At 69.2% G+C, this 3,489-nt stretch carries 3 protein-coding genes and 1 pseudogene; 1 reads left to right on the top strand and 3 read right to left on the bottom strand.

Going from position 1 to position 3,489, the window contains the following annotated elements; translation table 11 throughout:
• The coding region (locus GA0115259_RS36950; protein ID WP_093604882.1) for an MFS transporter at positions 1-1,218 on the bottom strand (1,218 nt) is incomplete at its 3' end.
• A 426-nt stretch (positions 1,219-1,644) separates the two neighbouring features.
• Between GA0115259_RS36950 and GA0115259_RS36945 the strand changes: the two genes are divergently transcribed.
• Positions 1,645-2,625 carry a phosphatase PAP2 family protein gene (locus GA0115259_RS36945; protein WP_093604880.1) on the top strand — a complete coding sequence of 327 codons (981 nt, stop codon included), beginning with the start codon at positions 1,645-1,647 and terminating at the stop codon, positions 2,623-2,625.
• A 108-nt stretch (positions 2,626-2,733) separates the two neighbouring features.
• Here GA0115259_RS36945 and GA0115259_RS36940 read toward each other — a convergent pair whose 3' ends face one another.
• Together GA0115259_RS36940 and GA0115259_RS40910 are read right to left on the bottom strand one after the other, a co-directional pair.
• Positions 2,734-2,949: an I78 family peptidase inhibitor gene (locus tag GA0115259_RS36940; RefSeq protein ID WP_093604878.1), complete on the bottom strand. Its 216-nt coding sequence runs from the start codon at positions 2,947-2,949 to the stop codon at positions 2,734-2,736.
• Positions 2,950-3,274: 325 nt separating this feature from the next.
• A pseudogene (locus GA0115259_RS40910) lies at positions 3,275-3,489 on the bottom strand (hypothetical protein); the annotation flags it as partial.

Here is a 3,489-nt window from a genome sequence, read left to right as displayed (position 1 = left end):
GCCCGCCGCCCCGCCCGCCTGATCGGCGGGAGCCTCGCTGAGCATCGACTCGTACGCGCCGAAGAGCGTGGTCTGGAGTCCGAAGCCCAGCAGGACGAAGCCCGCCGCCAGCAGGCCGGGCCGGTCGTGCTGGCCCATCAGGACCAGCAGCAGCACGGCGACCGCGGTCAGGACGAAGCCCCAGGACACCATCCGGCGCGGACCGAGCCGGCGCAGCGTGGCCGATCCCGTGATGCCCGCGGCCATGGCGGCGAAGGTGAGCGGCAGCAGCCGCAGTCCGGTCTCCAGCGGGCTGAGCCCCAGCACGAGCTGGAGGTACTGGACCGCGATCAGCTCCAGACCGACCAGGGCCAGCATGGCGAGGACGATGCAGCCGACGGAGGTGGAGAACGTGGGCCTGGCGAACATCCGCATGTCGATCAGCGGATGCTCGCGGCGACGCTGTCTGCGGACGAAGAGGATCAGCAGGGCCGCGCCCACGCAGAGCGGACCGAGCGTCGCGAGGCTCAGCGGCCCTTCTCCGGCGCCGAGCCGCTTCACCCCGAACACCACTCCGAGCACTCCGGCCGCGGCCATCAGCGCGCCCAGTACGTCCCAGGGACCGTCACCGCAGCCCTTGGACTCGGGCAGCAGCACCCGGCCCAGCGGCAGCAGGACCGCCAGCAGCGGGATATTGATCAGGAAGACCGAGCCCCACCAGAAGTGTTCGACGAGAAAACCGCCGAGGACCGGGCCGACGGCGGCTCCGACGGCCGCGACGGCGGTCCAGACACCGATGGCGACGGCCCTCTCCCGCCGGTCGGGAAAGACCGCGCGCAGGATGGAGAGCGTCGCGGGCATGATCATCGCACCGCCGACACCGAGCAGCGCGCGTGCCCCGATCAGCACCATGGGCGAGCCGGCGAAGGCCGCGACGGCCGAGGCCGCGCCGAAGAGCCCGTAGCCGATCAGCAGCACACGTCTGCGCCCGATGCGGTCGCCGAGCGTGCCGAACAGGATCAGCAGCGAGGCGCAGACCAGCGGATACGCGTCCACGATCCAGAGCAGCTCGACACCGCTGGGCCTGAGGTCCGCGGTGACGGCGGGTACGGCGACATGCAGGACCGTCGCGTCGAGCGCCACCAGCAGCAGGCTGACGCAGAGGACGAACAGGACAACCCAGCGATTGGCACCGGTGGCCGCGCGCAGCCGTGATCCGGCCGTGGTGGTCCCGGACATCTGAGTACCTCCCAATGCGTCCCTCGCGCTCGGTGGGCCGACGGGGACAGTGGTCCCTCGGGGTGGCCCGGCATCGACGGGCGAGTGAGCCGACAGCGTACGCGAGTGAACGCGTGTGGCGCGTGGTGGCTCCCTCACCGTTCCGACCAGGCGGTGTGGCGTACGCCACGCCGCACCGGCCAGGACCGCGGGCCCAGGGCGTGCGCAAGCAGCAGGGAAATTCTGTGCGACGCCACGGTGAACTATTTCTGTGCTGCACAAAGACAGTTCCTGGAAGGGCGTGTCGGTGAATAGGGCCGAAGGTCACTTGGATTTTCGGAACCGCTTCGAATAAACGGTCCGCCGAGGCGTACTCCACATCACATCGTCATCACGAAGGGACGTGATGGACCGGTTCACTCACTCACTCGCTGTAACGTCCATTGTGTGCGTACCGACATCTTTGCCCGCCTGGACCGGGAGCCGGAGCCGCCGAAGATAGAGATCCCGCGGATGAGCCGCACCCGCACGGCTCTCTTCGGCGGGACATTGGCGTTCTATCTCGCCATCGTCGTCGCCGTGCTCGTCACCTCCTCACTGGTGACCCTCGACTGGAAAGTCATGCTGTTCCGGCCCTATCAGCAATGGCCGGATCTGCATGCCTTCCTCGACTACTTCGTGGTGCTCGGCCAGCGCGGCCCCACCGCCGTGATGATCGCGGCCTGGCTGGGCTGGCGCTCCTGGCGCCAGCACACGGTGCGCCCGCTGCTGGCGCTCGGCACCGCTCTCCTGCTGCTCAATGTGACCGTCGGCGCGGTCAAGCTCGGGCTCGGCCGGCTCGGCCCGCACTACGCGACGCAGATCGGCTCGGCCGAGCTGTTCGCGGGCGGCGATATATTTCCTTCGGGCCATACCGCCAACGCCGTCGTGACCTGGGGAATCCTGGCCTATCTGGCCACCACGCCACGGGCCAGACGCTATCTGTCGGTCCTGTCGGCCGTGGTGGCGCTGGGCGTCGGCGCGACCACCGTCTATCTCGGTACGCACTGGCTGAGCGATGTGCTGCTCGGCTGGGCCGCCGGTCTGCTGATCCTGCTGGGACTGCCCTGGTTCGAGCCGCTGATCGGCCGTGCGGAACCGGCCGTCCTCGCGGTGCGCGACCGCTGGCTGGACAGCCGTCGCCGGATCCCGACGACTCCGGTCGCGGCCGGCGGACCGAGACCCACGCCGGTCCCGCAGGGCGCCTCCGCGCAGGGCGAGGAGCCTCCGCGCGAGTCCGTCGGAGCAGGTCACAGCAGTCGCGCGGTGAGCACGCGGAGCACCGCGCAGCTCACCCAGTCCCGGCCGCACGCGGTGCGCTCCGAGCGGACACCGACGGCTCCGGCGGGCAGCCGCCGCCCACCGAACTCCCGGCCGGTGGGCGGCTGAGCGGACCGGGGGACGGTACGCACAGCCCTCCCCCGGCCCTCACCACCTCTCCGGTTACACGCGAAGGCCCCGGCCGACCAGGCCGGGGCCTTGTCGTACGGCGGCGGCTCAGCCGTGCCAGCAGCGGATGACCTTGCCGTTCTCGACCTCGAAGTTGAGGCGGCCCTCCAGGTACTCCATCGTGATGATCGAGCCCGGCGGCAGACTTCTGACCGTCGTCCAGCCGCGCCTGCGGGCGCGCCGCTCGGCGCTGTCGGCGTCAAGTCCGACATAGGAGCCGGGGACGTCGTCGGGCTGTCGGGACTGACTCGGTATAGGTGCCATAACACTCACCGTAGGCGCCACCGGGCGGTGAAGGAAGCCGAACGGATACCGGCACAGGACGCTTCCCGTCCCTCAGCGGTCACGCTTGTGTCACAGGATCACGCGATCGGCCGAACGCCAACAACTTCACTCTTACGGGCAGTTCGCGGTCAGCTCAGAAGTAATTCCATGAGCCCGAAGATCACATGAATTGCACCTTCTTGAATTTCCCGCGCCGGACAGCACACGATGCCCCGTCGGCAATTGACGGGGTGTGGAGAATTCACGTTTTCCTCGCACAATCCACCGACCGGTCACATGTTCCATCGGTCTCCGGGGCGCTCGGTCAGCGTGTGGCGGCGGACACGGGCGCCGGGTCCAGCCGTACGGAGAAGTCGTTGTCACCGGTGTAGCAGGGAGCGGCCAGCCAGCCGTCGGTCCCGTGGCCGGCGCAGACGTATGCCGTCCGCTTGTCCCAGATGTCGTCGAGGATGCGGGAAACCCGTATCCCGGCGGCGTTCCGCGCCGGCACCAGCCACAGATCCCACCACTGGCGCCCGA

Source organism: Streptomyces sp. MnatMP-M17, from assembly GCF_900091995.1.
Lineage (GTDB): Bacteria > Actinomycetota > Actinomycetes > Streptomycetales > Streptomycetaceae > Streptomyces.
This window is presented reverse-complemented; position numbering and strand designations above follow the sequence as displayed.

Excerpts from the sequence above, each read along its gene's own strand:
- GA0115259_RS36940 (WP_093604878.1), bottom strand. The coding sequence starts at position 2,949 with ATGGCACCTATACCGAGTCAGTCCCGACAGCCCGACGACGTCCCCGGC.